The following is a 26,138-nucleotide window of genomic DNA, read 5'->3' as shown; positions in this document are numbered from 1 at the left end:
TGGTCCCAGAAGATGTGAAGTAAAAACGCCAACAACTGTTCATTCAGATATACACAAAATACAAGTTTCATAAATGAAAAAAAAGATTGAAATTTTAGCGCCCGCTAAAGATTTAATACAAGGAATAGCTGCTATAAATGCAGGTGCAGATGCCGTTTATATTGGAGCACCGTTGTATGGTGCCCGATCCAATGCTACCAATTCTATTGAAGATATTGCCGAATTAGTAAAATATGCACATTTATTTAATGCTCAGGTTTTTGTAGTTATAAATACAATTTTGTACGATAATGAATTAGAATCATGTCGTCAAATGATTTGGAAACTGTATCATATAAATGTCGATGCCTTGATTATTCAAGACATGGCCATTATGGAGATGGAATTACCACCAATTGTTCTTCATGCAAGCACACAAGCCAATAATCGTGATGCAGCTAAAATTAAATTTTTAGCCGACGCTGGAATAAAACGAGTGGTATTAGCAAGAGAATTAAATTTAAGTCAAATTAAAGAAATCAGCGAAGCTTCTGATGTAGAATTAGAATTTTTTGTTACGGGTGCTTTATGTGTTTCGTTTAGCGGAAATTGCTATATGAGCGTAGCCAATGGCGAACGTTCGGCAAATAGAGGTTCTTGTGCGCAAAATTGTCGTTTACCTTATAATTTAATTGATGGAAATGGCGATACATTAATTAAAAATAGTCACTTGCTTTCTATAAAAGATTTTGATGTTTCCAATCAAATACCAAATTTAGTTGCAGCTGGAATTTCGTCATTTAAAATTGAAGGCCGTTTGAAAGATATTGTATATGTAAAAAACAACGTATCCTATTTACGGCAAAAATTAGATGCTTTTTTAGCTGAAAATACTGATAAATATACCAAAGCATCTTCTGGAAAATGTACTTTCCAATTTGATGCTTCACTAGACAAAAGTTTCAATCGTGGCTATACTGATTATTTTGTAAATGAAAGACACCAAGCAATTGGCTCTTGGGATAGTCCAAAATCGAAAGGACAATATATTGGAAAACTAATCAAAACAGTTGGTAATTCCTACGAAATTGAAAACGGGGAATTACTAAATAATGGAGATGGATTGTGTTATATTAATTCTGATAATGAAGCGGAAGGTATTTATGTAAATCGTGCCGAAAACGGTATTGTGTATCCTAACGTATTAAAAGAAATTGCTGACGGGACTTTCATTTACAGAAATAACGATGCCGCTTTCATTAAAATTGTAGAAAGAGAAGATAGTGCGATAAGAAAAATAAGCACGACTTTAGTACTTAAAGAAAACGAAAATGGTTTTGAATTAATCGCTACAGATGAAGATGGAAATATTAGTAGGGCTACTTTAGAACATCCAAAAGAGCTTACCAAGAATAACGAATCTATAGCAGAAAATTTCAAAGTTAATTTAGCAAAAACTGGTTTTACTCCCTATAATGCGGATGAAATTACGATAGAATTTTCTCAAAATTGGTTTTTGCCGATTTCAAAGATTAACGAAATGCGAAGAACCGTTTTCGAACAATTATCGGAAATTCGATTAAATAATTATATTCGAAAAGAACATCAAATGGTGAAAACATCACATCCTTATCCCGAAACCAAATTGGATTTTATGTATAATGTTTCCAATAAAACGGCTCGAAAATTTTACGAACGTCACGGCGTAACTGAAATTGAAAAAGCATTTGAATTGCAATGGGATCCAGGAAAATCGCGTGTAATGACTACTAAATATTGTATTAAATACGAATTAGAGCGTTGCCCAAAATACCATCCAGAACATCGAGATAAAAAAGTAAAAGAACCTTTGGTGTTAAAACAAGGCGAATTAGAATACAAACTAAAATTCAATTGTAAACCTTGCGAAATGGAAATTTGGGAAAAAGATGCCGAATTTGAAATTGAGGATGAAGATTAAACTAAATTATAGACATGGAAAATACAGTTTTACATAAAGCAAATACAAGAGGTCATGCTAATCATGGTTGGCTAAATGCGTACCATAGTTTCAGTTTTGCAAGTTGGTACCATCCAGAAAGGGTACAATTTGGAATGTTAAGAGTTTTAAATGACGATACTATTGCTGCCGGAATGGGTTTTGGCACGCATCCACACGACAATATGGAAATTATTACCATTCCATTGGAAGGCGATTTGGCACACAAAGACAGTATGGGAAATGAATCTACTATTAAAACGGGCGATGTGCAAGTAATGAGTGCGGGTACTGGAATTCAACACAGTGAGTTCAACCCAAATGCTGATTTACAAACGAAATTATTTCAAATTTGGTTATTTCCAAAATATAGAAATGTAACACCACGCTATCAACAAATTACTTTAGATGTAGCCAAACAAAAAAATGATTTTGCACAAATTTTATCGCCAAATGCAGAGGATGAGGGCGTGTGGATTTACCAAGATGCCTGGTTTCATTTAGCTGATTTTAACGCGGGTTTTTCTAAAACTTATGAAATAAAAAAAGCAGGGAATGGCTTGTATGTGTTTGTAATTTCAGGAACAATTTCTGTTAACAGTCAGGAATTAGAAACTAGAGATGGTTTTGGAATTTGGAATTTACAAAATTTGGAAGTTACAGCCACAACGGATGCGAAGTTTTTATTAATGGAAATTCCAATGGATCAATAAACAGAATAAATGGTTCAATATACAACAACCGTAAAGGCTACTTTAGAAAAAGTATGGCAGCATTTAATTCTTAAAATTGAAAATCCAGAAAATTTTGTCCCTGGTATAAGTGATGTGTTTATTTTAGAAAAAAATGATGACTTTGTTATTAGAAAAATGACAGTTACCACGCCAGATAATACAACAACTTTAACGGAAAAGATTACTTTTATACCATATAAAGTAAGATTTTTGTTAGTAGAACATCCTAAATTTGAAGGCTATGTAGATAATGACATCAAACCAATTTTGGAAAATGAAACAGAAATAACTTTTACAATAAATTGGAAAGACAAAACAACGCAAACTGAAATTAATAATTTTGAATTGGTGAAAAATGCAGTAGAAAAAACTAAATCATATATAGAAGAAAACTTATGAAACAACCACCTAAATGGAAGTTTGCAATCATCGTATGGTTAGCCATTTATCCTACAATTACTCTAGTTAGTTTTCTGATTGGAGATATAATAAAAAGTTGGCCTTTGCCTTTTAAAACATTATTAATGACAGGAATTTTAGTTCCGTTAATGGTTTTTATTTTACTTCCTTTATTAAGAAAGCTGCTAGGAAACTGGCTGCATAAATAAAAAAGAAAGGGAAATTTCAAGTGAAATTTCCCTTTCTTTTTTATTTCTTTAAGCTAATATTTTCAAATGACGAAACATCAATAATTTCTTCAGAATCAATATCAAATGAAATCTTCACGAAATCTCCAACTGCTGTTATTGGTAATTGATTGGATATTTGTGAGGAACCTACAAAAATATTTGGATAATCTTTAACTGTAAAATAATAAAAACTATTTCCGTTTTTTACATCATTTTGAATTCTTACAATAGCAGATTCTATAATTTTTTTAGCCGATTTACTATCTAAATTTATTTTATTTCCAGAGGAATTAAATGCCGTTTTGTAAGCTGTTAATGCTTCACGCATGGTGTTTCCTGTTCCAACTATTGTGTAATCTGAAATGGAAACCATGGCATACATTTTTACTAAACCACCATTGTCTTTTAACGTCATTACATAGGTTGGAATGTTGTTAATATTATACGGAATAGGTAACGATGCTACAAATCCTTTTTCTTGTACTTTTCCTTGTGCCGAACTTTGAGCTGCAATTTCAGTAGCGCCACTTTGTTTGTAAAATGTAGTATGTTTGGTTCGTGTGTCCACTAATACAAACCCTACTGCAGATTCGTCTTTTCCTACGGAAGTAATTCCCGTATACCAATATGATTTATTGTCTTTTCCATACACTAACGTTAAATCTTCTGTAATCTGAAGCTTGTTTTCATTAGAAAAATTCCAATACCCTTTTACATATTCACCCCAATCATTTAATTGGTCTTTAATAAAAGATATCGGTTGAATTCTATCTACCCAAGCAGGAGTGTTTTTAATATTATATTCCTTTATTTCTCCGTTTTGTGCATTAACCACAACAACGCCTGTGGCATCATTTCCAGAAAATCCGACTTGTTTTTTGTATTTAGTAACCACCCAAAAAGGCATTCCTGCGTCATCAATTTCAAAAGAAAAATCAGTCAAACCAACTGTACTATAGCCATTAAAATATAAATAGCGATGTAAATTGCTTTGAAAATAGGCTTCTTGTTGGTATTTTAAAAATATTGGTTTTCCATTTACTTCTTGAACTAATTTCACATCTCTTTCGTTTGTTGCAGAAACCATTACATATCCAGTAGTACCTTTTTTATTGTTCAGCCATTTAAAAAATCCAGAATGTTCTAATGGAGCAATCCAAAATAATTTTCCGTTTACTTTTTGTATGTAAAATTCACCTAAGTGGGCTTGACTTCCTAAAGCAGCTTGACTTCCTAATATTTTTTCACCTAATAAATACGCTAAAGATTCATCTACAACTCGAATTTCATTCATAGAAATAGGTGCAATATGATTGGTTAATTTATCGCCATTTGTTACTTTACCAATTAAGTTTCTATAGTCTTCACTTCTAAAAATGGGGTGTGAAGTGAAAAATGGTAAAATAAATGCATAAATAATTGCAATACCTACTAATAAGGCTGGAATTTTCCAAAAAACCTGAACGGGTTTATAACTTTTTCCATCTGAACTAATTGTGAATTTAGAAAAAGTAAAAAATAATAATGCTGCGATTATGATAAATAAAACAGTTATTCCCGAAAAGCCATAACTTATTACTGGCAGAGAAATATAAAAAAAGAAAAGCGTTACTAGAAGTACTAATACTATTGGTAAAAATTTTTTCATTTTCATTTTTATTTAGAGTTTATAAATATTAGACATTAATTGGATGAGATTGTTACAAAATAAGTATTTTTGTTTTACGATTTAGAAAAACGAATCACTTTTAAATAATATATTATGAATGCATACATTTTTCCTGGTCAAGGAGCACAATTTACCGGTATGGGTAAAGATTTATATGAAACATCCGCTTTAGCAAAAGAATTATTTGAAAAAGCAAATGATATTTTAGGTTTCCGAATTACAGATATTATGTTTGAAGGCACCGCTGAAGAATTAAAAGAAACAAAAGTAACACAACCCGCTGTTTTTTTACATTCAGTAATTTTAGCAAAAACTTTAGAGAATTTTAAACCAGAAATGGTAGCAGGACATTCATTAGGTGAGTTTTCGGCTTTAGTTGCAAATGGTGCTTTATCTTTTGAAGACGCACTTTTGTTAGTTTCTAAAAGAGCATTGGCGATGCAAAAAGCTTGTGAAATTACCCCATCAACTATGGCTGCAGTTTTGAATTTAGAAGATAAAATTGTAGAAGACATTTGCGCTTCAATTGATGGCGTTGTAGTGGCAGCAAATTATAATTGTCCAGGGCAATTGGTAATTTCTGGCGAATATAATGCTGTGGAATTGGCTTGTGAAAAAATGAAAGAAGCAGGAGCCAAACGCGCTTTAATTTTACCTGTTGGAGGTGCGTTTCATTCACCAATGATGGAACCTGCAAGAGAAGAATTAGCTGCTGCGATAGAGGCTACTCATTTTTCAACGCCTATTTGTCCGGTGTATCAAAATGTGACTGCAAGCGCGGTTTCTGATGCGACTGAAATTAAGAAAAATTTAATTATTCAATTAACAGCACCCGTAAAATGGACACAATCAGTAAATCAAATGATTGCAGATGGGGCCGCGAGTTTTACTGAAGTTGGACCTGGAAAAGTATTGGTTGGCTTAGTAAATAAAATAAACAAAGAGGTAGAAACTATTTCTGCATAAAGAATAAAAAAAGCTCCGATAATTATCGGAGCTTTTTTATATAAAATTAACTTCTTATTTTCTGTTCCCATTTCCAAGCACTTTTTAAACTATCATCTAAATTTAGTGTTGTTTTCCATCCTAAAATAGTATTGGCTTTGTCCGTGTTAGCATAAGCTTCTGTAATATCTCCTTCTCGTCTTCCTACAATTTTATAATTTAGCTTTTGTCCTGTAACTTTTTCAAAAGATTGAATGACTTCTAAAACAGAACTTCCTTTTCCCGTCCCTAAATTAAAAATTTCTACTGAATCCATATTTTTTTTGTTTAACAAACGCTGCATGGCTATTACGTGGGCTTTTGCCAAATCTACCACATGAATATAATCTCTTACTGCGGTTCCATCAACAGTTGGGTAATCATTTCCAAAAACGGATAACTCTTGTCTTAATCCCATAGCAGTTTGTGTAATAAACGGGACTAAATTTTGAGGTACACCTAGAGGTAGTTCACCAATTTCAGCCGATTCATGTGCGCCAATTGGATTAAAATAACGTAATAAAATAGCATTTAACGCACTTACTCTTGAAGTATCAGTAATAATTTCTTCACCAATTTGCTTTGTGTTTCCGTAAGGTGACAGAGCGGTTTGAATAGGTGCGTCTTCTGTAATTGGCATTTTTTCGGCTTGACCGTAAACGGTACAAGAAGAACTAAAAATGAAATTTGCAGACGGTAATTTAGTAAGTTCCTGCAACATATAAATCAAAGCACTTATATTATTTTCGTAATATAATAACGGATTTTCAACACTTTCACCTACGGCTTTGCTTGCGGCAAAATGAATTACTCCAGAAATATCAGTATGTGTTGCAAAAAATTTTTGAACTGCTGCTTTTTCTCGTAAATCGATATTTTCAAAAATTGGTTTTTTACCAGTAATTCGTTCAATTCCAGTTAAAACTTCCAAAGAAGAATTGGAAAGATTATCAATTGCAATCACCTCAAAACCTTCATTCTGCAATTCTACAACGGTATGAGATCCAATAAAACCTAATCCTCCAGTGACTACTATTTTCATTTTTTTTAGCTTATGGCTAACAGCTAACAGCTAACAGCTGCATAAACTGAAAGCTAATTTAAACATATTCTAAAACCGTATCGGTAATAAATTTAATTTGTTCATCGTCTAATTCTGTGTGCATTGGTAATGCTATAACTTCTTTACATAACTGATTGGTAACTGGAAAATCTTCTTCGTTATAACGAACATCGGCATAGGCTTTCTGACTATGTAATGGAATTGGATAATAAATAGCACAAGGAATACCTTTTTCTTGTAAATACGCTAGTAATCCATCGCGTTTTCCATTGGTAATACGAATTACATATTGATGAAATACGTGACAATCGCAACTTTCGCAAATAGTTGGTGCTACGATATTTTTATTTACACCTAAGGCTAGCGTATATTTTCTTGCAGCATCTTGACGCGCACTGTTGTATGTGTCTAAATGTGGTAATTTTGCTTTTAAAACGCCCGCTTGAATACTATCTAAACGAGAATTTACCCCAACCACATCATGATGATATCTTTCATACATGCCATGATTTACAATTCCTCTAATATTATGTGCTAAATTGTCATCGTTTGTGTAAATCGCACCACCATCACCATAGCATCCTAAATTTTTTGATGGGAAAAAAGAAGTTGCGGCAACATGTCCAATAGTCCCCACTTTCTTTTTAGAACCATCTTTTGAGGTATAATCTGCTCCAATTGCTTGCGCATTATCTTCAATTACATATAAATTATGTGCGTTGGCAATTTCCATAATTGCATCCATATTCGCAGCACGACCAAATAAATGTACAGGAACAATCGCTTTTGTTTTTGGAGTAATGGCTTTACGAATACCTTCTAATGAAATATTCATATTATTCCTATCTACATCTACTAGCACTGGAGTTAATTGCAATAAAGCGATCACTTCAACGGTTGCTGCGAAGGTGAAATCAGCAGTTATGACTTCATCGCCAGGTTGTAATCCCAATCCCATCATCGCAATTTGCAAAGCATCCGTTCCGTTGGCACAAGGAATTACGTGTTTTACACCTAAATATTTTTCTAAATCTGCCTGAAATTGGTGTACTAAAGGACCATTTATATAAGTATTGTTGTCTAAAACTTCTTGAATAAACGCATTTACTTCGTCTTTTATTTTTTCGTATTGACTTTTTAAGTCAACCATTTGTAATTTTTTCATCTTCCTAATCTAATTTAGTCAAGCAAAAGTAAGAAATTCTGCTTACATTTTTTGTGTTACATAAAAGAAACGTAATTTAGCAACATAAATTAGTAACATGTCATTTATTTATAACTTTATACTCCTTTTTGCTTCGCAGCTTTTAAAGATTTTGGCGCTTTTTAGTCCAAAATTAAACTTGTTTGTAGAAGGAAGAAAGTCCGTTTTTGAAACGTTACAAAATAAAATTCAAGAATTTGATAAAACAATTTGGTTTCACGCAGCCTCTTTGGGAGAATACGAACAAGGTTTGCCTGTTATTGAGAAAGTAAAACAAAAGTATCCAAATCATAAAATTATAATTACCTTTTTTTCGCCTTCAGGATACGAAGTTCGAAAAAATAATACTGTCGCAGATGTTACGGTATATTTGCCTTTGGACACCATTGCTAATGCTAAACAATTTTTAAAAGTAGTGCATCCAGAAATGGTGTTTTTTATTAAGTACGAATTTTGGCCGAATTATCTTAAGGAATTAAAACATCAAAACATCAAAACCTATTTAATTTCTGGAGTTTTTAGAAAAAATCAGGCTTTTTTTAAGTGGTATGGTGGATTTTATAGAAACGCACTGAAAACATTTACCTATTTTTTTGTGCAGAATGAAACTTCAAAAAAATTATTACAATCTATAGGTTTTGAAAACGTAAAAATTTCTGGAGACACCCGTTTTGATAGGGTAGTGACCCTTTTAGAAAAAGAGAATACGTTAGATTTTATTGCGGAATTTAAAAATAATCAGCCAACAATTGTAATTGGTAGTAGTTGGCCAAAAGATGAAGAACTATTAGTAAATTACATTAATAAATCTTCAGAAAATGTAAAATTTATAATTGCACCGCATAATATCAAAGCGGAGCAAATAAAAAATATCAAATCCCAAATAACAAAATCTTCCGTTTTATTTTCAGAAAAAAGTAATATTGATTTATCTAGTTTTCAAGTTTTTATAATTGATACAATCGGAATTTTAACTAAGATTTATTCTTATGCAGATATTGCTTATGTTGGTGGGGGCTTTGGAAATCCGGGGGTACATAATGTCTTAGAACCCGCTACTTTTGGAATTCCAATTGTTATGGGGCCAAATTTTTCACACTTTGCAGAAGCTACAGCTTTAGTTGGTTTAGAGGGTTGTGTTTCAATAAAAAATCAATCAGAATTAAATGATGCGTTAAACTTGTTATTACAAAACGAAGACGAACGAGTTGAAAAAGGTCACATTTGTAGTACTTTTGTGCAAATGAACAAGGGCGCGACAGAACATATATTGAGGAATATCTCTTAATAAAATATTAAAAATTGACACAATTTTACTTATTATATTAACTTGCACGCATTAAACTAGTATCCTATGAAATTTTTAAAATTATTTTTAGTATTATTTATTGTTCAAACGCAAGCCCAACAAGGGGGTATGTGGATTCCATCTTTGTTGCAAGGTATGAACGAGAACGAAATGAAAGCTTTAGGTTCTAAACTTACAGCGGAACAAATTTATTCTATAAATAAATCCTCATTAAAAGACGCCGTTCCTCAATTTGATGGCGGTTGTACCGCAGAAATGATTTCTTCTAAAGGCTTATTGTTAACGAACCACCATTGTGGGTATGACAACATACAAAATCATTCTACTGTAGAACACGATTATTTAGCTAACGGATTTTGGGCTTATAAAATGGAAGAAGAACTTCCAAACCCAGGAGTTGTCGTTACTTTTATTGTGAAAATAGATGATGTAACCCCAAAAGTATTTGAAGGTTTAGCCGCTTTAACTTCAGAAGCAGAAAAACAAAAGAAAACTCAAGAAAATATTGCAGCTTTGAACAAATCGTATGTAAGAGAAGCTTGGCAAGATGTTACAGTACGATCTTTTTATGATGGAAATCAATATTTATTATTCGTTACAGAAAACTTTAAAGACATTAGATTAGTGGGTGCGCCGCCAAGTTCTATTGGAAAATTTGGTTCGGATACAGACAATTGGGTTTGGCCACGTCATACGGGAGATTTTTCTTTATTCAGAGTCTATGCGGATAAAAATAATCGTCCAGCAGCGTATTCAAAAGATAATGTGCCGTATACCCCTAAACATTTTTTCCCGGTTTCTGCAAAAGGAATCCAAGAAAACGATTTTACAATGGTCATGGGTTATCCTGGTAGAACTTCAGAATATTTACCTTCTTATGCTGTGGAGCAAATAGTAAACGATTTAAACCCAGCTCGAATTGAAGTTCGTGATGCGGCTTTAAAAGTTCAAGATGGTTTTATGAGAAAAGACCAAGCAATTAAGATTCAATATGCTTCAAAATATGCAGGAGTAGCCAATTATTGGAAAAAATGGATTGGAGAGCGCAAAGGATTAATTAAAGCCAATGCAGTTGGTGCAAAACAGGTTTTTGAAAAAGACTTAACAGATAAAATTATCAAAGCAGGAAAGCAAGCAGAATATGGAAATTTATTAGCTGATTTTGCAATAAATTACGCTGCTATTAAAGAATATGCCATTGCAAGAGATTATTACACAGAAGTAGTTTTAAGAAATACTGAAATTTTATCTTTTGGATACCGTTTGTTTCAATTAGAGCAAGTGTATAATTCAAAAGGAGAACAGGCTTTTAATGACAGAAAAACGAATGTAATGCAAGCATTTGAACCTTTATATAAAGATTTTAATGCCCAAGTTGATGAAAAAGTTTTTGAAAAATTAATTGCTATTTATAGTAAAAAATCGCCACAACAATTTTTGCCTGAAAGTGTAAAAGGAGTGGATGCTACTCAATTAGCAGCTGAAATTTTTAAGTCGTCTAAGTTAACTTCATATGCTGGTTTGAACGAACTGTTATCTGGAGATGCCAAAACGGTTTTGGAAAGATTAAATCAAGATAAAGGTTTCGCTTTTGTAAAAACACTTGCAGAAGCATATAACAAAAATGTAGCGCCAAAATATGACGAGATTAATTTGAAAAATATAGCTACACAACGAACCTATATGAAAGCCATTTTAGAGTTAAGTCCAAAATCGGCGAGAATTTTTCCAGATGCTAATTCTACTTTGCGTGTAACGTACGGGAAAGTAAAAGGATACAAACCAAGCGATGCGGTTGTGTATTCTCCGTTTACGTATTTAGATGGTGTGATGGAAAAATACGTGCCTGGAGATTATGAATTTGACGTACCACAAAAATTAATCGATTTGTATAATGCAAAAGACTATGGTAAATATGCTGATAATGGTAAAATGCCAGTAGCTTTTATTGCTACAAATCATACCACTGGAGGAAATTCTGGAAGTCCAGCTTTAGACGCCAATGGAAACTTAATTGGATTAAATTTTGACCGTGTTTGGGAAGGTACCATGAGCGATGTGTATTATTCTCCAGATATTTGTAGAAATATTATGGTAGATACACGTTATATTCTATTTATTATAGATAAATATGCGGGTGCTAAAAATTTAATTGAAGAAATGAAAATCATTTATAATCAACCAAATACACCTAAAAACAAAGGAAAATAAGCTTTGTTTTCTGAGTGATACTATATGAATTGTGTAAGAATTGAAAAATAAATTAAAAAAAATAGAAAAAAGTATTTGACATTTAATTTTTTTTATATCTTTGCTTCATAAATAATTAACCTTTATAATTAAATTAAGATGAAAAAAGTTGTTTTAAGTTTAGCATTCGTTGCTGCTGTATTAGTTTCTTGTAACAAAAAAGCGGATGAAACTCCAGCTGCTGATTCTACTGCTGTAGATACTACTGCTGTTGTAGCTGATACTACTGCTGTTGTTGCTGATACTGCTGCTGTGAATACAGATAGCGCTGCTACAAAAACTGAAGAAGTTAAAGAAGAAGTTAAAAAATAATATTTGACCTTCTTTTCGAAAAGAAATCAATCCCGACTAAGTCGGGATTTTTTTTGCCCAAAAGTGAACGAAATTCCAGAAAAACTCATTTTGCATAACGCTAATTATGTAAGTTTTGTATTTAATTAAATGATGATAAATAAATCTTTGCGCATTTCTGAGTTTTTTTGTGAATCTCTGCGAAACAACTTTTAGTTATCCAAAAACATTTTCTGCAGAAGGAAAAATATCTTGTGATTTTGAAAAATCTAAATATTCGGCTTTAGCTCCATATTTTAAAATTTCATGGATGCCTTTTTCTAACATTAATTGGGTGGAATACTTTCTGCTAACAGCAACTTCTTTATCATTTAAAATGATTTTAAAGTAAAATTTCCCTGCAGGCGAACGAAATCGCATAAAAAACAATTGTTCTATTGATTTTTTTAGTACTTCAATTTCTTCTTCACATTCAAATCTTAATTCAAATGCATTACTAATAAAAATGGTTTTTCCTCTACGAGAAGTTAATTCGTATTTGTAATGTCCGCTGGGTTTTTTGCTGATTACAAAAGTTGCCATCTAAGATTTAATTTTTTGAAAAAAAGATATTGAATCTATTTTTTAGAATTACTATAAACAAAAAAAGCTCCAAACATAGTTTGAAGCTTTTAGTACTCAAGGCGGGACTTGAACCCGCACGGGCATTACTACCCACTGGATTTTAAGTCCAGCGTGTCTACCAATTCCACCACTCAAGCATGTCTGCTTTTTGAATTTTTTAGCTAATTTTAGAAAAAATTAATTAAAGTTATTCTCAAGCATCTTATTGTGTAAACACAACAATTGGTATTTTTATACTATTGAGCGAAAAACGGGGCTCGAACCCGCGACCTCGACCTTGGCAAGGTCGCGCTCTACCAGCTGAGCTATTTTCGCAATTTTTAAGGAACGTGAGCATTTCTTTCGTAATGCGAGTGCAAATATAATATATATTTTTATTCTCACAAGTAGTTTTACTAAAAATATCCAATCTTTTTTTTAATGATTTGAAAGTGAAAAAGTTATATTAATTTTATTTTTTTGTTAACATTCTTTTTATCTCATTGAGTTTCATTAATGCTTCAACGGGCGTTAACGTATTAATATCAATATTCATAATTTCTTCTTTCAGTTCCTCTAATAAAGGATCGTCTAAGTTAAAAAAACTCAATTGCAATTCCTCTTTTTCGGCCTTAATTCCGTTTAAAACTTCTCCAGAATGGTCTTTCTCTAATTTTTTTAATATTTTTTGTGCTTTCTGAATTACTGTTTGTGGCATTCCCGCCATTTTTGCTACGTGTATACCAAAACTATGTTCGCTTCCGCCTTTTATTAATTTTCTAATAAATAAGACGGTATCTTTTAATTCTTTTACAGAAACATTAAAATTTTGTACTCGTGTAAAAATCGCTTCCATTTCATTTAACTCGTGATAATGCGTAGCGAAAAGCGTTTTTGCCTTACTTGGGTGTTCGTGTAAATATTCGGCAATAGCCCAAGCAATTGAGATTCCGTCATAGGTTGAGGTACCTCTTCCGATTTCGTCTAATAACACCAAACTTCTCTCGGAAATATTATTCAGAATAGAAGCCGTTTCATTCATTTCTACCATAAAAGTAGATTCTCCCATAGAAATGTTATCACTTGCGCCTACCCGTGTAAAAATCTTATCTACAACTCCCATTCTTACTTGTGCTGCAGGAACAAAACTTCCCATTTGGGCCAGTAACACAATCAAAGCCGTTTGTCGTAAAATTGCTGATTTTCCAGACATATTTGGTCCCGTAATCATAATTAATTGCTGGGTTTGTCTATCTAAAAAAACATCGTTTGATATATAAGGCGTTCCTACAGGAAGTTGTTTTTCAATTACCGGATGGCGTCCTTCTTTAATATCCAAATCATAACTATCATCTATTTCGGGTTGTACGTATTTATTTTCAACAGCCATTTGTGCAAAACTTTGAAGACAATCTATTTGCGCAACTAAATTTGCATTTAACTGAACCGGTTTGATATAGGTTGCCATCCAATTGACTAATTGTTCGTACAACATACTTTCTAATTGCGAAATTTTATCTTCTGCACCTAAAATTTTCGATTCATATTCTTTTAATTCCTCTGTAATGTATCGTTCCGCATTAACTAAAGTTTGCTTTCTGATCCATTCCGCTGGAACTTTATCTTTATGTGTATTTCGTACTTCAATATAATATCCGAAAACATTATTAAATGATATTTTTAGAGAAGGAATTCCTGTAATCTCGCTTTCGCGTTTTTCTAATGCTTCTAAATAGCCTTTTCCTGTTGAAGAAATGGCTCGTAAATCATCTAATTCTGTGTTAACCCCGACCGCAATGGCGTTTCCTTTATTAATAGCTACTGGCGCATCAGGATTTAAAGTAGTTCCTATTTTTTCTCGTAACAATTCGCAGGCATGCAGACTATCACCAATGGTTTTTAACGCTTCATTTTTTGATTGTAAAGCCAACGTTTTAATTGGAATAATAGCATCTAACGAGTCTTTTAAGTGAATGACTTCTCTTGGAGAAACTTTTCCAGTGGCTACTTTTGAAATTAAACGTTCTAAATCGGAAATTTGTTTTATTTGATATTGAATTTGATGTAATTCTTCTGAATTTTCGTTCAAATACGCCACTACTTCGTGTCGACCTTTAATTTTATTGATGTCTTTCAATGGCAATGCCAACCAACGTTTCAATAATCTTGAACCCATTGGCGAAAGTGTTTTATCAATCACATCAATTAAAGTTACCGCATTAGGATTATAACTATGATATAATTCTAAATTTCGAATTGTGAATTTGTCCATCCATACATAAGCGTCTTCTGCTATTCGTTGGATGTTTGTAATATGTTGAATTTTATTGTGTTGCGTTTCTGATAAATAATATAAAATGGCACCTGAGGAAATCACAGCTTCATTGAAATCGTCTATACCAAAACCTTTTAATGAATTGGTTTGAAAATGTTTCGTTAAGCTTTCAAAAGCAAAATCTTCTTTATATATCCAATCTTCTAAATAGAACACGTGAAAATCTTCTCCAAAATGCTGTTTAAAATCCGCTTTTTGTTGTTTCGAAACCAACACTTCACTTGGTCTGAAATTTTGAAGCAACTTGTCAATATATTCTTCGTTTCCTTCAGCGGTTAAAAATTCACCTGTTGAAACGTCCAAAAATGATATTCCATTAGTTTTTTTTCCAAAAAAAACAGCGGCTAAAAAATTATTTGATTTCGAATGTAAAATGTCGTCGTTAAAAGAAACTCCAGGAGTTACTAATTCGGTAACGCCCCTTTTTACTATAGTTTTTGTCATTTTCGGATCTTCCAATTGATCACAAATGGCAACACGTAATCCCGCTTTGACTAATTTTGGCAAATAGGTATTTATGGAATGATGCGGAAATCCTGCTAAAGCGGTTTCACTTTCACTTCCATTTCCACGTTTGGTCAAAGTTATCCCTAAAATTCTGGAAGCTCGAATGGCATCTTCACCGAAAGTTTCATAAAAATCGCCCACACGAAACAACAAACATGCATCAGGATATTTTGCCTTAATGGTGTTGTATTGTTGCATTAACGGAGATACTTTTGGAGTAGAATCTTTTATTTCGGATGCTGATTTTTTAGCCACAACGTAAAAATTTAGTGAAGGCGAAGTTAGTAAATTCAAAATGCAATAGCAATTAGAAACTCAAAATTCAATTTTAAGTTGAAAAGTTTGGAACACAGATCTAAAAAATTATATAAATTATGGTAATTTCTTCAATCTGCGTCTCTATTTCAAAATTGGCACATCAACATATTGACGAATTGAAAATTATCTATACTTTTGCAAGATGAGAAAATTAGCCAACGCCGAGTTAAATCGAATCAGTAAAGAAGCATTTGCTGAAGCAAAAAAATCACCATTAATTATTGTGTTAGACGACATTAGAAGTTTGCATAATATTGGATCGGTTTTTAGAACTTCGGATGCTTTTTTGATTGAAAAAATCTATTTATGTGGTATTACGGCAATTCCGCCAAATAAGGAAATTCATAAAACCGCTTTGGGCGCAACGGATACAGTAACTTGGGAATATGCTAAAGATGTTTTGGAAGTTGTTGCTAAATTGAAAACAGAAAATGTTAAAGTTTATTCTATTGAGCAAACCGAAAACGCAATTATGTTAGATGATTTTGAGCCTGAAATGAAAACAAAATATGCTTTAATTTTTGGTAATGAGGTAAAAGGCGTTTCTCAAGAGGTTATTAATGTCTCTGATGGAGTTATAGAAATTCCACAATTAGGGAGCAAACATTCTTTGAATATTTCAGTTAGCGCAGGAATTGTAATTTGGGATTTATTTCAAAAGATGTTAAAAAATAAATAATTCTACTTTCTTATTGTACCTTTGACAAATGATTAAGTTTTTAAAATCACTTTATTTCTTTTTATTTTCTATAGCAATAGTCGCTCAAAATGCAGCACCTATATTGCAAGCTACTGGAAATCAAGTGTATTGTCCTCAAACTTCTTTGCCGATTGTTACTTCTATGACTATTACAGATACTGATGATGTTGGTATTGCTGCTATGTACATTCAAATTTCGTCAGGTTATGTTTTTGGACAAGATGTGTTAACCTTAACCGGTACTCATCCCGCAATTACTTCTTCTTGGAATGCCACAGAAGGGAAATTAACCTTAAGCGGAACAAGTGGCGATCCTACTTATTTACAATTTAAAGCAGCTATTGAATCGGTGGTTTTTACAAACTCATCCTTAAATCCAAGTGGGCAACGTATTTTTTCTATTACTGTAGGGCAGGCAAATTATTTAGAATCAACAGATCATTACTATCAATATATTCCAAATACGGGAATAACTTGGACAAACGCTAAAAATGCTGCAGCTGCATCAACTTATTATGGTTTACAAGGGTATTTGGCTACAATTACTACTGTTGAAGAAGTCCAAATTTCTGGTGTGCAAGCATCTGGAGCAGGATGGATTGGAGGTTCAGACGAAGCAAATGAAGGGGTTTGGAAATGGGTTACAGGTCCAGAATTAGGTACTACCTTTTGGAATGGCGCTGTGAATGGTAGTTCTCCAAATTTTGCTTTTTGGAATGCAAATGAACCAAACAACCAAGGCGAGGAAGATTATGCGCACGTTACAGCACCAGGCGTAGGACAGCCCGGTTCGTGGAATGATTTAAGTAATGTTGGTGCCTCAAGTGGGAATTACCAACCAAAAGGATTTATTGTTGAATATGGCGGAATGCCTGGTGATCCCATTTTGCAGATTTCTACAACTTCTATTATCACAATTCCTATTATATCTAACCCATTAGGCGCAAATAGATGTGGTTCAGGTTCCGTTTTACTTCAAGCTACTTCCAACATTGGAAGCTGTAATTGGTACACTACACCAACTGGAGGAACGCCAATTTTTTCAGGAAATTCATTCAATACACCAGTATTAAATACAACCACTAGCTATTACGTCGATGCTTTTCCAGTAGGTTGCGGTTTCGGAAATAGAATACAAGTTACAGCTACTATTAAACCCGTTCCAGTAATTAGTTTTATAGCCCCCAATCCTGTATGCCAAAACACCAACATTACAATTCAAGCTAATACAACGATAGGTGTTTTAAATTGGTATGATTCTAATACAAGTTTGACACCAATTTTTACAGGAACATCATTTACGACACCTAACTTAAACGCATCGACAACTTATTATATTGAAGCAATAAGCAATGGTTGTCAATCTAACAGAATTGCAATTCCAGTTCAGGTGGTTCCTGCTCCTACAGTAGTGGATGAAACGATTATTTTTTGTGAGAATACATCCGTAACGCTCCAATCTGGAATACCGGGGAGTTCTTATTTATGGTCTACAGGAGCAACTACACAAAATTGTACTGTTGCCTCAGCAGGTGCGTATTCAGTTGTAATTACAACGCCTTTAAATTGTAATTTAACCAAGAACTTTACAGTTGTTGAACATACGGCACCAGAAATTACTTTAATAAAAGTGGAAGGATTTACAGCCGAAATAAGTATAACTGGAACAGGAATTTTTGAATATTCTTTAGATAATATTCATTTTCAGAGTTCTAATGTTTTTAACTTTATTGTGGGAGGCGTTTATACTTGTTATGTTAGAGAAATAGGAACAAATTGTGGATACGATTATAAGAATTTTGTGGTGCTTGATTATCCAACATTTTTTACACCTAACGGGGATGGATTTAACGATTATTGGAAAATAAACGGTATGAATCTATTTACTAATGCTATTATTACTATTTTCGATAGATATGGAAAACTAATTACAGAGTTAAATACTAAAAATCCCTATTGGGATGGAAGATTGAATGGTGAAATTGTTCCGTCTTCAGATTACTGGTTTGTAGCAAATTTAGGAAACAATACACCAGAAATAAAAGGTCATTTTACTTTAAAAAGATAATTTCTATTGTATTTTATTTTTAATTTCAGTCATAATATAAATATAATCTTCTTGATTCTTCACGAAATCTAAATCAGAGACATCTATAATTAACGCATTAATATCGGTTTGTGACTTAATATAATCTAAATATCCTTGGTTTATTTTTTCTAAGTAATTAGAAGATATATCTTGTTCGTAGCTTCTTCCACGTTTTTTTATGTTAGCTAATAATCGATCGGTATTTTGGTACAAATAAACATATAAATCAGGTTTTGGCATTTCTTTATATATAATATCAAACATGGTTTTGTACAAACGAAATTCGTCTTCCTGTAAAGTAACTTTTGCAAATATCTGCGATTTAAAAATATGATAATCGGCGACAATAAAATCTTTAAACAAATCAAATTGTGCTAAATCATCGGATAATTGTTGGTATCTATCTGCCAAGAATGACATTTCTAAAGGAAAGGCATAACGGTTTTGATCTTTATAAAATTTTGGTAAAAACGGATTGTCAGCAAATCGTTCTAAAATTGTTTTTGCATTACAGTCTTCCGCAATTTTTGTGGCCAATGTAGTTTTTCCTGCACCAATGTTTCCTTCAATAGAAATGTAATTTAGTGGTTTTAATATAATGTTATGAAAAGGGTTTTTTAATGTTCCAATTTCTTTAATTTCCGAAGTGTCTTCACAAGAAATAAGTAATTCAGAAATGGTTTTATTTAGTTTTGGATGTTTCCATTTTGGCGCAATGTCCAGCATTGGAAATAAAACAAATTTTCTATTTTGTAAGTGAATGTGCGGAACCTTCAAATTTTCAGTTTCAATACTTTCCTCATTAAAAGAAATAATATCAATGTCTATACTTCTAGATTCATACTGTTGATTATTTGTTCTGATTCTTCCTAGTTTTTTTTCTAATTTTATAATCTCATTTAGTATTTTTTTTGCTGATTTATGAGAGTGAATTGTAACCGCACAATTATAAAACACATCACCTTCAAATCCCCAAGCGGGAGTTTCGTATACTTTTGAAACGTCAACTACTGTTGCTATAAAATTATGTATAGCCATTATACAAGTCTGCAAATTTTCAAATTTGTGACCCATATTTGTTCCTAAAGAAAGTACTATTATATTTTGTGATTTCATATTTTGTAAAAACAAATCTGGTTTCTACCAGTGTTTTTTTTATTCAAACAAATTAACAAACTATTTTACATTTTTATTCTACAAAAGCTGAATATTTTTGAAGATGATTATTTTATAAAAAATATAGATTTGTTTTCATCCATATGTTCTGTTTATTTTCATAATTCGTTATAAATTTTTTAATTTTCATGTAACATTTTGTTTTAAATTACTACAAATGTGTAAATAATTTTAATTAATATGAGTTTTTTTAAGAATGTATTTGCAACAATTGTAGGGTTGTTTTTGTTTATTTTATTAAGTTTTTTCTTTCTAATTGGGCTAGGTGCTTTAATTGGTAGCGGTGACGATGAGGTAAAAATAAAAGACAATTCTGTAATCCTGTTAGATTTAGCAAAAATTAATTTTGATTATGCTGGTAAATATGAGTCGGATAGCCCATTCAGTAATTTACTTTTAGGAAAAGACAAAGTTGGTTTTATAGAAGTTTTAAACGCAATTGATGCTGCAAAAAAAGACAATAAAATTAAAGGCATAACTATAATAAATAACCAATCTAATTTAGGATTAGCCCAATGTAAAGAACTTAGAGATAAATTAGAAGATTTTAAAAAATCGAAAAAGTTTGTGATGGCATATGCTACTATTTTTTCTCAAAAAGAATATTATATTAGTTCTGTAGCGGATGCTATTTATTTAAACCCCTCAGGTGAAATGGATTTTAAGGGTTTAGGAACAGAAATGTTATTTTATAAAAATTTCCAAGATCAAACGGGTTTAAAAATGGAAATTATTCGTAATGGAAAGTTTAAAAGTGCAGTAGAACCTTTTTTAGCTCAAGAAATTAGTAAAGAAAACAGAGAACAAGTTACTTCTTTGTTGCAGTCTTTATGGAATTCTATGGTTACGGATATTTCTAAAAACAGAAATGTTTCCGTAGCTCAATTAAATTCCATTGCAGAAAGTTTATTAGCAAGAACGCCACAAATGGCATTGGCCCAAAAATTAGTTGATGAAGTTGCCTATGAAGATGAGTTTAACAACGTAATTAAATCTAAATTAAAAGTTACAAAAGAGGACGATATTGAGTCAATTTCAATTACAGATTATGTATCTAATTCTTCTAATAAATCTGAGGATTATACAAAAGACGATATAATTGCTGTAATTTATGCACAAGGTGATATTAATGGCGGAGAAGGGGATGTAGATTATATTGGTGAAGGTTCTATCAATCGTTCCTTAAAAGAAGCAAGAGAGGATGATAATATAAAAGCAGTTGTACTGCGTGTAGATAGCCCGGGAGGTAGCGCTTTAGTTTCAGATTTAATTTGGAGAGAAATTGAGTTAACCAAAAAAGTAAAACCTGTAGTAGTTTCTATGGGAAATTTAGCGGCATCTGGCGGTTATTATATCGCTTGTAATGCCAATACTATTTTCGCAGAACCAACAACAATTACAGGGTCAATTGGTGTTTTTGGAATGTTACCAAATGTTCATGGTTTCGCAACAAAATATGGCGTAAATGCAGAACAAGTACAAACGCATAAAAATGCTATAGGCTATAGTATTTTTGAGCCTATATCAGAGGAATATAAGTCATTTGCATCGGAAGGAGTTGATCGAGTTTATAAAACATTTATTAATCGAGTGGCTGTTGGAAGAAAAATGACTATCGATCAAGTAGATGCTATAGCGCAAGGTAGAATTTGGACGGGTACAGATGCCATAAAAAATGGATTAGTAGATAAATTAGGGAATTTAGATGCCGCTATTGCCCATGCCGCTATTTTGGGAAATTCAAAAAGTTATAGAACGGAAAATTATCCAGAATATAAAAAAGATTTTGATGAGATTTTTGATGCGTTTGCAGGAGCAAGTATATACAAATCTAGAGAAACGATGATGAAAGAAGAATTGGGTGAAGAAAATTATTATTTACTTAAAAAAGCGAAAGTATTGCAAAACAGAAAAGGTATACAAATGTTATTGCCTTTTAATTTGAATTTGTAGTATTGCATTCTAATCACTCTATCAAATAAAAAAAACGCCATTCTTAATAGTCTGGCGTTTTTTTTGCAATAATCAAGTTTTTTATTTTTAAAATTAACCTAAAAATGGATAACTAAAATGTTCTGGTGTAACGAAAGTTTCTTTTATTGTTCTAGGAGACACCCATCGTAATAAGTTTTGCGCTGAACCTGCTTTGTCATTAGTTCCAGAAGCTCTTGCTCCTCCAAAAGGCTGCATTCCCACAACAGCACCAGTTGGCTTGTCGTTAATATAGAAGTTTCCTGCTGCATTTTGTAAGGCTACCGTTGCTTCTTCTATTGCATATCTATCAGTGCTTAAAACGGCTCCCGTTAATGCATATTCTGAAGTTTGATCTATTAAAGTTAATGTTTCCGCCCATTTTGCATCTTCGTATACATAAATTGTAATTACCGGTCCGAAAAGTTCTGTTTCCATTGTAGCGTATTTCGGATTTGAAGTTAAAATAACTGTTGGTTCAACAAAATAACCTTTAGATTTATCGTAATTTCCACCTATAATAACTTCTGCGTCAGCATCTTTTTTAGCTTGATCTATATAACTCGCTAATTTATCAAATGAACCTTCGTGAATTACTGCAGTTATAAAGTTTGTAAAATCTTCTGGCGACCCCATTTTCATTGAATTCACGTCTGTAATTAATTGTTCTTTAACTGCAGGCCACATAGATTGTGGAATGTAAGCTCTTGAAGCTGCTGAACATTTTTGGCCTTGGAATTCAAAAGCACCACGAGTAATAGCTGTTGTGACTTGTTTTATATTAGCTGAAGGATGTGCAAGTACAAAATCTTTCCCACCAGTTTCACCTACAATTCTTGGGTATGTTTTATAGTTGTGAATGTTAGTCCCAATTTTTTTCCAAATTTCTTTGAAGATAAACGTGGAACCCGTGTAGTGTATTCCAGCAAAATCAGGAGAAGCTAAAACGGTATCTGTAATCATTACTGGATCTCCAAAAACAACATTAATTACACCGTCTGGAACGCCTGCTTCTTTAAATACATCTATAATAATTTTTGCAGAAAATACTTGGCTATCGCTTGGTTTCCATACTACTACATTACCCATTAATGCAGCACTGGCTGGCAAATTTGCAGCAATTGCAGTAAAATTAAAAGGAGTTACAGCATATACAAAACCTTCTAAAGGTCTGTATTCGACTCTATTCCACATATCGGAATTAGAAGCAGGCTGGTCTGCATAAATTTGCGTCATAAATTCTACGTTGAAACGTAAAAAATCAATTAATTCACAAGAGGCATCAATTTCTGCTTGGTGTATGGTTTTTGATTGTGCAATCATGGTAGCCGCATTTATTTTTGCTCGATAAGGTCCAGCAATTAATTCAGCAGCTTTTAAAAAGATAGCGGCACGTTGTTCCCAAGCCATATTTGCCCATTTTGTTCGGCTTTCTAATGCATTTGAAATGGCTTTTTCGACATGTGTTTTTTCAGCTAAATGATACGTTCCAACCACGTGTTGGTGATCATGGGGTGCCGACATATTTTTGGTGTTTCCAGTGAAAATTTCTTCGGAACCAATGTATAAAGGCACATCAATTTTTGAATTCCACATGGTTTTGTAGGCTTCTAAAACACTTGTTTTTTCTGGAGAATTTGGTACGTAGCTCTTTACTGGCTCGTTTACCGCTTTGGGTATATTAAAAAATCCTTTTAACATGTATTAGATTATTAGATGATTAGACAAATTAGATTTTTAAATAAAAAACTTAGACAAAAGTACAAAGGATAAATTGAATTCTAAAATAAATTATTACCCTTGAAAGTTTAGGTATAATTAATTAATTGCATAAGGAACAACTAATTTAAATGTAGGAATTTGAACCTTAAAATATGTATTATTTGAGAAATTTGCCATCGTATAAAAACCATTCATAGCACCTATAGTACCTTTTAACATACAACCTGAAGAATACACATATTTTTTTCCTGGAGCGAGTATAGGTGTTTGACCTACTACGCCTTCGCCTTCAACGGTTTCTACATTATTTAGGGTGTCAAAAATATCCCAATGGCGGGCTTGTAATTGCACTACATCTGAACTTAAATTTTCAATAGTAATTTGATAGGAAAAGGCATGCAACATTTGATACTCTTTGTAGTAAATGCCTTCGTAGTTTGTAATCACCGAAATTTTAATATTACTTGTAATTTGAGTAACCATTTGTAATTTCTATTAAATAAAAGTTATTGAAATAGGAGGGTAAAATTAATTCTTAATATCCGTACTATTTGCCCTTCCTATACCGATAATTCTGTCATAACGTTCCGCGCCACCTCGATAATATACTAAAACAATGTATTCGTTTTCAGTTTGATAAAAGTTGCCGTCAACAGCATTTTGTTCATCAATTTTTCCGTTTTTATCTACTAAAGTGTATTGATAATTGGTAAATCCTTGTTTTAATAAAATGGGTTTTTCAAATGTTTTTGTCTCGGAATTATATTCCATTTTGTATTCATCTGAAATTTGATAATTGTTAAACATTCCTGTTACATAAATTGATTTTTCTAACGGATTTACATCTGTAGTCAAACCAAAATACACCCAAGAATAATCAGCTTCAATTGAATTTTGAGCGGCATTTAAATTGTTTACAAAGAAGTTTCCGTTTATGTCCGGAAAATAGGTGTAAATTTTATTTTTTCTTTCTTCGTTAGTGTATAAAATGGTATTATAAATATCTCCAGAAGTTACTTTAAAAACCGAGTTAGAAGCCCCTCGAATATTTTTGTTTTCGAAATTTAAAAATTCATTTCCAGCCCAAAATTGGGTTTCTTTATTATATCTGTAAATCAATTGTGTGCCAATCGTATATTGTGGTTTGATATGATGAATAGCGGAACTTAATTTTCCATTTTGAAAAATAGAAACCTTAATGTTTTCCTTTGGATTTTGTAAAGGCTTGTCTTTGTAATCTATAAAAAATTCAATATTTTGTTTTTTATTTACAGTTTCCATATCACGAGAACGTCTGATAGTAATCCCTACAGCCGTTTCGTCTTCGTAAATAATAAATTTTTTTGAAAACACGATTTCTTGATCTTCATCAAAAATTTTTACAATATAATTCCCGCTTTTGATAATTTGATTGAATTTATTTGGAAAACTCAACGTGTAATGCGAATAAATTTGCAAACAGTTTAACGAGTTTTGATAGTTTTGAATCCGTTGATTATCTAAACCATTTAAATATTCATTTTTTAGTAATTGACTTGGTGTCCAATCGTAATTGTATTGCTCAATGGTATAAAAATAATCGGCTTCGTTACCGTATAAATCATCAAATTGCAAATCGAAATTTTCACCCAATCTAAAAAACGGAATGGTATTGTTTACATTCTGCGAAAAAGTAACCGTTTTAATATTGTAAGGTGGCACTACTTCTTTTTCTTGTGAAAAAACAAAAGTTGTAGTTACTATCATAAAGATTTTTAATAATTGCTTCATAAATGTTATTTTCAATTCATAAAGGTATAAAAACTAATCTAAATATAATTATTTAGATACCACAGGAATAATTTCGCCTTTTGCCAAACAATATTTTTCTACTAATTCAGAAGGTAAATTATTTGTATAATCTACTTCTTCCACTCGGAAACCAATACTTCTTAATTTGTCAAAATAATCTCTTCCATATATTCGAACGTGGTCATATTGCCCAAAAATTTTAGCACGTTCTTTTTGATCGGTAATCGAATCATCAGAAAAAGTAATGTCTCTATTTAAGTCTTGAGGGATTTGAAAAATTCCCATTCCACCTGGTTTCATTACTCGGTATAATTCTTGCATCGCTTTTGTATCATCAGGAATATGTTCTAACACGTGATTGCATAAAATAATGTCGTAGGTATCATCTGGAAACGGTAACTTGCAAATATCTGCTTTTACATCAGCCAATGGCGAAAGTAAATCGGTAGTTGTATACTCTAAATTGGCTTGTTTTTTAAAACGTTTGTAAAATTCTTGCTCTGGGGCAAAATGTAAGACTTTTATTTTTTCTGATTTAGTAAAAAAGTTAGTTTCATTTTGAAGATATAACCATAACAGACGGTGTCTTTCTAATGATAAGGTACTCGGTGATAACACGTTGTTTCTTTGAGTGCCATACCCATAAGGCAAAAACATTCGAAAGCTTTTACCGTCAATTGGATCGGTAAATTTATTGCCTTTTAAAAGAAATGCAATAATTGGTCGTGCTACAATACTCAATCTAATTAAAATAGGACGCGGAATGGTATTCAGAATAAATTTAAATATTTTTTTCATATTGTTGTTTCACAAAGAAATTATGAACACAGATTTTC

General features: G+C 32.2%; 21 protein-coding genes and 2 tRNA genes. 11 read left to right on the top strand and 12 right to left on the bottom strand.

The genetic code is table 11. From position 1 onward, the window contains the following. The first annotated feature begins 73 nt into the window (after nucleotides 1–73). The 4 genes from ABWP60_RS00815 to ABWP60_RS00800 are packed head-to-tail and all read left to right on the top strand — an operon-like array spanning nucleotide 74 to nucleotide 3,299. A complete protein-coding gene (locus ABWP60_RS00815; protein WP_353147141.1) occupies nucleotides 74–1,939 on the top strand; it encodes a peptidase U32 family protein in 1,866 nt (621 codons plus the stop codon). A 14-nt stretch (nucleotides 1,940–1,953) separates the two neighbouring features. Further along, a complete protein-coding gene (locus ABWP60_RS00810; protein ID WP_353147138.1) occupies nucleotides 1,954–2,670 on the top strand; it encodes a pirin family protein in 717 nt (238 codons plus the stop codon). Nucleotides 2,671–2,679: 9 nt separating this feature from the next. Then, entirely contained in the window at nucleotides 2,680–3,090 is a 411-nt protein-coding gene (locus ABWP60_RS00805; protein WP_353147135.1) for an AtaL-like protein, read from the top strand. Beyond that, a complete protein-coding gene (locus tag ABWP60_RS00800; RefSeq protein ID WP_353147132.1) occupies nucleotides 3,087–3,299 on the top strand; it encodes a putative antibiotic biosynthesis monooxygenase in 213 nt (70 codons plus the stop codon). The genes ABWP60_RS00805 and ABWP60_RS00800 overlap by 4 nt, the downstream gene beginning before the upstream one ends. 40 nt (nucleotides 3,300–3,339) lie before the next feature. Here ABWP60_RS00800 and ABWP60_RS00795 read toward each other — a convergent pair whose 3' ends face one another. Beyond that, nucleotides 3,340–4,968 carry a hypothetical protein gene (locus ABWP60_RS00795; protein ID WP_353147130.1) on the bottom strand — a complete coding sequence of 543 codons (1,629 nt, stop codon included), beginning with the start codon at nucleotides 4,966–4,968 and terminating at the stop codon, nucleotides 3,340–3,342. A 114-nt stretch (nucleotides 4,969–5,082) separates the two neighbouring features. Between ABWP60_RS00795 and fabD the strand changes: the two genes are divergently transcribed. Then, nucleotides 5,083–5,955 carry an ACP S-malonyltransferase gene (fabD, locus tag ABWP60_RS00790; protein WP_353147127.1) on the top strand — a complete coding sequence of 291 codons (873 nt, stop codon included), beginning with the start codon at nucleotides 5,083–5,085 and terminating at the stop codon, nucleotides 5,953–5,955. A gap of 46 nt (nucleotides 5,956–6,001) precedes the next feature. Here fabD and galE read toward each other — a convergent pair whose 3' ends face one another. Next, nucleotides 6,002–7,015, bottom strand: a complete 1,014-nt coding sequence (galE, locus tag ABWP60_RS00785; RefSeq protein ID WP_353147125.1) for a UDP-glucose 4-epimerase GalE — start codon at nucleotides 7,013–7,015, stop codon at nucleotides 6,002–6,004. Nucleotides 7,016–7,073: 58 nt separating this feature from the next. Further along, nucleotides 7,074–8,201, bottom strand: coding sequence for a DegT/DnrJ/EryC1/StrS family aminotransferase (locus tag ABWP60_RS00780; RefSeq protein WP_353147122.1), 1,128 nt, complete (start codon nucleotides 8,199–8,201; stop codon nucleotides 7,074–7,076). Between the two features lie 97 nt (nucleotides 8,202–8,298). Between ABWP60_RS00780 and ABWP60_RS00775 the strand changes: the two genes are divergently transcribed. From ABWP60_RS00775 to ABWP60_RS00765, 3 genes are all read left to right on the top strand, one after another. Continuing rightward, entirely contained in the window at nucleotides 8,299–9,528 is a 1,230-nt protein-coding gene (locus ABWP60_RS00775) for a 3-deoxy-D-manno-octulosonic acid transferase (protein WP_353147119.1), read from the top strand. A 66-nt stretch (nucleotides 9,529–9,594) separates the two neighbouring features. Beyond that, nucleotides 9,595–11,760, top strand: coding sequence for a S46 family peptidase (locus tag ABWP60_RS00770; protein ID WP_353147116.1), 2,166 nt, complete (start codon nucleotides 9,595–9,597; stop codon nucleotides 11,758–11,760). Between the two features lie 138 nt (nucleotides 11,761–11,898). After that, on the top strand, nucleotides 11,899–12,111 hold the full coding sequence (locus ABWP60_RS00765) for a hypothetical protein (RefSeq protein WP_353147113.1): 213 nt from the start codon (nucleotides 11,899–11,901) through the stop codon (nucleotides 12,109–12,111). 195 nt (nucleotides 12,112–12,306) lie between these two features. On the opposite strand, the gene ABWP60_RS00760 is transcribed toward ABWP60_RS00765, so the two are convergent. The 4 genes from ABWP60_RS00760 to mutS all read right to left on the bottom strand — a co-directional run bounded on the left by ABWP60_RS00760 (nucleotide 12,307) and on the right by mutS (nucleotide 15,733). Continuing rightward, entirely contained in the window at nucleotides 12,307–12,672 is a 366-nt protein-coding gene (locus tag ABWP60_RS00760; protein WP_353147110.1) for a DUF1508 domain-containing protein, read from the bottom strand. Between the two features lie 93 nt (nucleotides 12,673–12,765). After that, nucleotides 12,766–12,851 (bottom strand) — tRNA-Leu (locus ABWP60_RS00755). 105 nt (nucleotides 12,852–12,956) lie between these two features. Then, nucleotides 12,957–13,029, bottom strand: a tRNA-Gly gene (locus ABWP60_RS00750). A 136-nt stretch (nucleotides 13,030–13,165) separates the two neighbouring features. Continuing rightward, the gene (gene mutS, locus ABWP60_RS00745; RefSeq protein WP_353147787.1) at nucleotides 13,166–15,733 is read right to left on the bottom strand and encodes a DNA mismatch repair protein MutS; all 2,568 of its coding nucleotides are present in this window, start codon (nucleotides 15,731–15,733) and stop codon (nucleotides 13,166–13,168) included. Between the two features lie 262 nt (nucleotides 15,734–15,995). Between mutS and ABWP60_RS00740 the strand changes: the two genes are divergently transcribed. Next, complete coding sequence (locus ABWP60_RS00740) at nucleotides 15,996–16,532, top strand: RNA methyltransferase (RefSeq protein ID WP_353147107.1); 537 nt, start codon at nucleotides 15,996–15,998, stop codon at nucleotides 16,530–16,532. 28 nt (nucleotides 16,533–16,560) lie between these two features. Further along, nucleotides 16,561–18,621: an Ig-like domain-containing protein gene (locus ABWP60_RS00735; protein ID WP_353147104.1), complete on the top strand. Its 2,061-nt coding sequence runs from the start codon at nucleotides 16,561–16,563 to the stop codon at nucleotides 18,619–18,621. Nucleotides 18,622–18,624: 3 nt separating this feature from the next. Here the strand turns inward: ABWP60_RS00735 and folK are convergent, their stop codons facing one another. After that, nucleotides 18,625–19,758, bottom strand: coding sequence for a 2-amino-4-hydroxy-6-hydroxymethyldihydropteridine diphosphokinase (gene folK, locus ABWP60_RS00730; protein ID WP_353147101.1), 1,134 nt, complete (start codon nucleotides 19,756–19,758; stop codon nucleotides 18,625–18,627). A gap of 240 nt (nucleotides 19,759–19,998) precedes the next feature. Here folK and sppA point away from each other — a divergent pair, with 240 nt between their 5' ends. Beyond that, on the top strand, nucleotides 19,999–21,771 hold the full coding sequence (gene sppA, locus ABWP60_RS00725; protein WP_353147098.1) for a signal peptide peptidase SppA: 1,773 nt from the start codon (nucleotides 19,999–20,001) through the stop codon (nucleotides 21,769–21,771). 93 nt (nucleotides 21,772–21,864) lie between these two features. Here the strand turns inward: sppA and pruA are convergent, their stop codons facing one another. The 4 genes from pruA to ABWP60_RS00705 all read right to left on the bottom strand — a co-directional run bounded on the left by pruA (nucleotide 21,865) and on the right by ABWP60_RS00705 (nucleotide 26,100). Then, the gene (gene pruA / locus ABWP60_RS00720; RefSeq protein WP_353147095.1) at nucleotides 21,865–23,490 is read right to left on the bottom strand and encodes an L-glutamate gamma-semialdehyde dehydrogenase; all 1,626 of its coding nucleotides are present in this window, start codon (nucleotides 23,488–23,490) and stop codon (nucleotides 21,865–21,867) included. A gap of 117 nt (nucleotides 23,491–23,607) precedes the next feature. Continuing rightward, a complete protein-coding gene (gene apaG, locus ABWP60_RS00715; protein ID WP_353147092.1) occupies nucleotides 23,608–23,994 on the bottom strand; it encodes a Co2+/Mg2+ efflux facilitator ApaG/CorD in 387 nt (128 codons plus the stop codon). A 45-nt stretch (nucleotides 23,995–24,039) separates the two neighbouring features. Continuing rightward, nucleotides 24,040–25,281, bottom strand: coding sequence for a type IX secretion system plug protein (locus ABWP60_RS00710; protein WP_353147089.1), 1,242 nt, complete (start codon nucleotides 25,279–25,281; stop codon nucleotides 24,040–24,042). A gap of 48 nt (nucleotides 25,282–25,329) precedes the next feature. Beyond that, complete coding sequence (locus ABWP60_RS00705) at nucleotides 25,330–26,100, bottom strand: class I SAM-dependent methyltransferase (RefSeq protein ID WP_353147087.1); 771 nt, start codon at nucleotides 26,098–26,100, stop codon at nucleotides 25,330–25,332. Nucleotides 26,101–26,138 lie beyond the last annotated feature (38 nt).

It is taken from the genome of Flavobacterium sp., from assembly GCF_040402895.1.
In the GTDB taxonomy this organism is placed as follows: domain Bacteria; phylum Bacteroidota; class Bacteroidia; order Flavobacteriales; family Flavobacteriaceae; genus Flavobacterium.
Note: the sequence above shows the minus strand (reverse complement) of the source record. Positions and strands in the feature narration are given on the sequence as shown.